Below are 3,358 nucleotides of genomic sequence, written 5' to 3'. Positions count from 1 at the left end.
GGGGCGCGCCGCCCCCGGGGGGGCTGGCGGGGGTCACGGGGCCGGCGCCCGTCCCCGGCCGCCCCGGGGGCCCGGGGGGGCGTGGCCGTATCAGGCCGGGCCCCCGGGCGGTTTGGGGCGGCGGGGGGCGCCGTTTTCGGTGGGCGTACGGATCCGGAACCGGGGAAGGTGGGTCGTATGGTGCGAAACACAGAGCAGACGCAGCCGCCCGCTCCCGAGCCGGATCCCGTGCCGCCCACACCTGGCCCCGGGCCGTTCCCGGACCCCGAGCCCATTCCACGGCCGGTGCCGCCCGTGCCCGCGCCGGTGCCCGAGCCCGACCCGGTGCCGCCGCCGCCCGGCCCCGCGCCGATCCCGCAGCCCGGACCGCTCAGCTCGGCCTAGGCGGTGCGGACCTCGGAGCGGTCGCCGCTCCAGAGGGTGTGGAACGTGCCCTCGCGGTCGGTGCGCCGGTAGGTGTGCGCCCCGAAGAAGTCCCGCTGCCCCTGGGTGAGGGCCGCCGGCAGCCGCTCCGCGCGCAGCGCGTCGTAGTACGCCAGGGAGGCGGCGAACGCGGGCACCGGGATGCCGTGTGACACCGCCGCGACCAGGGCGGCCCGCCAGTCCTCCTGCGCCGCGCCGATCTCCTGCGCGAAGCCCTCGTCCGCCAGCAGGCTCGGCAGGTCCGGCCGCGCGTCGTACGCCGCGCGGATCCGGTCCAGGAACGCCGCCCGGATGATGCAGCCGCCGCGCCACAGCGAGGCCACCGCGCCCGGGTCCACGCCCCAGTCGTATTCCTTGCTGCCCGCCTGGATCTGGTGGAAGCCCTGGGTGTACGAGACGATCTTCGAGGCGTACAGCGCCTGTTCGACCTGCGCCGCGAAGGCGTCCGCCGCCTCCGCCGGCAGGGGCTCGGCAGCGGGGCCCGCGAGTCCCCGGGCGGCCTTGCGCAGGTCCGCGTGGCCCGAAACCGAACGGGCGAAGACCGCCTCGGCGATCCCCGACACCGGCACGCCCAGGTCCAGCGCGATCTGCACGGTCCAGCGGCCGGTGCCCTTCTGCTCGGCCGCGTCCGCCACGACGTCGACGAACGGCCGGCCGGTGCCGGCGTCCGTGTGGGCCAGCACCTCCGCCGTGATCTCGATCAGGTACGAGTCCAGCCGGCCCCGGTTCCACTCCCGGAAGGTGTCCGCGATCTTCGCGGGGGAGTAGCCGGCGACCTCGCGCAGCAGGTGGTAGGCCTCGGCGATGAGCTGCATGTCGGCGTACTCGATGCCGTTGTGCACCATCTTGACGAAGTGTCCGGCGCCGTCGGGGCCGACGTGCGAGACGCACGGCGTACCGTCGGAGGCCTTCGCCGCGATCTTCTCCAGCATCGGGCCCAGGGAGGCGTACGACTCGGCGGAGCCGCCCGGCATGATGCTCGGGCCGAGCAGCGCGCCCTCCTCGCCGCCCGAGATGCCGGCGCCCACGAAGTGGATGCCCTGCTCGCGCAGCTCCCTCTCCCGCCGCCGGGTGTCCTCGAAGTGCGCGTTGCCGCCGTCGATGATGACGTCGCCCGGCTCCAGCAGCGGGGCGAACTCGCGGATCACCGCGTCGGTCGGCTCCCCGGCCTTCACCATGACGATCAGGCGGCGCGGCCGCTCCAACGCGTCCACGAACTCCTTCGCGGACTCGGCGGCGATGAAGGTCCCCTCGTGCCCGAACTCCTCCACCAGCGCGGTGGTCTTCGCGGCCGTCCGGTTGTGGACGGCGACGGAGAAGCCGTTGCGGGCGAAGTTCCGGGCGAGGTTGCTCCCCATCACCGCGAGCCCGGTGACACCGATCTGGGCCGTGCTGCTCATGCATGCGCTCCTGAGTGCTTCGATGTGCGGGTCAAAGCGACGCTACACGGGCAGATATACCTGCAGTTCCCACGCCATGCGAAAGCTTGTCAACTTCCGCGAAGGTGCGCCCTGTTGCGCCCCTTGTCATGCTCTGATCGCGCCGTTAGGTTGTGCGGTTCCTGATGTCTTCAATGGGGGCTCCCATGGGTGTACGGGGTCGGCACCGCCGGTACCAGCCGAGCAGCATCAACCGCGCCTCGCTCGCCGTCACCGCCGGTGGCGCCGGGCTCGCACTCCCTCTGATCGGCGCCGGCACCGCGCAGGCCGCCTCGGTGGACACCTGGAACAAGGTCGCCGACTGCGAGTCCACCGACAACTGGCACATCAACACCGGCAACGGTTACTACGGCGGGCTCCAGTTCAGCCAGAGCACGTGGCGCGCCTTCGGCGGCACCGCGTACGCCGCCCGCGCCGACCTGGCCACCAAGGACCAGCAGATCGCGGTCGCGGAGAAGGTCCTCGAGGGGCAGGGCCCGCAGGCCTGGCCGGTGTGCGGGAAGCAGGCCGGGCTCTCCCGCAGCGGCCCGGCGCCCGCCGTCTCCCCCCAGGGCCAGGGCCAGGGGGTGAAGGTCCAGGTCCAGGAGGCCAAGCCGGCCGCCCCGCAGACCACCGCGCCGCGCCCGACCGGGACCTCGGTCCTGCCGAACCCGTACGTCGTCGCGCCCGGCGACTCCCTCTCGGCGATCGCCACGACGCAGCACGTCGAAGGCGGCTGGCAGGCGCTGTACGAGACCAACCGGGCCACCGTGGGCGAGAACCCGAACCTGATCTTCCCCGGTCAGCGGCTCACCCTGCGCATCACCGCCGCGCCGCCCGCGCAGAACCCCGAGAAGCCGCCGCGGACCGCGGAGCCCGTCAAGCCGGTGGAGCCGAACGCGCAGAAGCCCGCCGAGAAACCGGCGGAGAAACCGGCGGAGAAGCCGGCGGAGAAGGTGGCCGACAAGGCCGCCCCCGCGGCCGCCTCAGCGCAGCAGCAGCCGGCTTCGGCCGGCTTCGTCGCCCCCGTGGACTCCGTCATCGGCACCGCGTACCACGTCGCGGGCTCCTCCTGGTCCAGCGGCTACCACACGGGCGTCGACTTCCCCGTGGCCACCGGGACCTCGGTCAAGGCCGTCGGCCCTGGCCAGGTCGTCTCCGCGGGCTGGGCGGGGGCGTACGGCTACCAGGTCGTCATCCGGCACGCCGACGGCCGGTACTCCCAGTACGCGCACCTGTCGGCGCTCGGGGTCAAGGCCGGGCAGCAGGTCTCGGGAGGCCAGCGGATCGGGCGTTCCGGATCCACGGGCAACACCAGCGGACCGCACCTCCACTTCGAGATCCGCACGGCCCCCGGCTACGGCTCCGACATCGACCCGCTCAAGTACCTCCGCGGCCGGGGCGTCGGCATCTGACCCGCGTACGTGCGGCGGCACGACCGCGAGCAGGATCAGGCCGGCCGCCGCCACCACGGCGCTGGCCAGCGCCGCCGACGTGCCCGCCGCCCCGGACCGGTC

The 3,358-nt window shown here is 73.8% G+C and carries 2 protein-coding genes; one reads left to right on the top strand and one right to left on the bottom strand.

What is annotated here, in order from left to right:
• Positions 1 to 380: 380 nt before the first annotated feature.
• Positions 381 to 1,823 carry an NADP-dependent phosphogluconate dehydrogenase gene (gndA, locus tag ACFXA3_RS39095; protein WP_385195587.1) on the bottom strand — a complete coding sequence of 481 codons (1,443 nt, stop codon included), beginning with the start codon at positions 1,821 to 1,823 and terminating at the stop codon, positions 381 to 383.
• A 185-nt stretch (positions 1,824 to 2,008) separates the two neighbouring features.
• On the opposite strand from gndA, the gene ACFXA3_RS39090 reads away from it, so the two are divergent.
• Positions 2,009 to 3,256 (top strand): transglycosylase family protein, encoded by a 1,248-nt coding sequence (locus tag ACFXA3_RS39090; RefSeq protein WP_385195584.1) that lies wholly within the window; start codon positions 2,009 to 2,011, stop codon positions 3,254 to 3,256.
• The last annotated feature ends 102 nt before the right edge of the window (positions 3,257 to 3,358 follow it).

It is taken from the genome of Streptomyces sp. NPDC059456, from assembly GCF_042750055.1.
Taxonomy (GTDB): domain Bacteria; phylum Actinomycetota; class Actinomycetes; order Streptomycetales; family Streptomycetaceae; genus Streptomyces.
Note: the sequence above shows the minus strand (reverse complement) of the source record. Positions and strands in the feature narration are given on the sequence as shown.

Excerpts from the sequence above, each read along its gene's own strand:
- gndA (WP_385195587.1), bottom strand. The coding sequence starts at position 1,823 with ATGAGCAGCACGGCCCAGATCGGTGTCACCGGGCTCGCGGTGATGGGG.
- ACFXA3_RS39090 (WP_385195584.1), top strand. The coding sequence starts at position 2,009 with ATGGGTGTACGGGGTCGGCACCGCCGGTACCAGCCGAGCAGCATCAAC.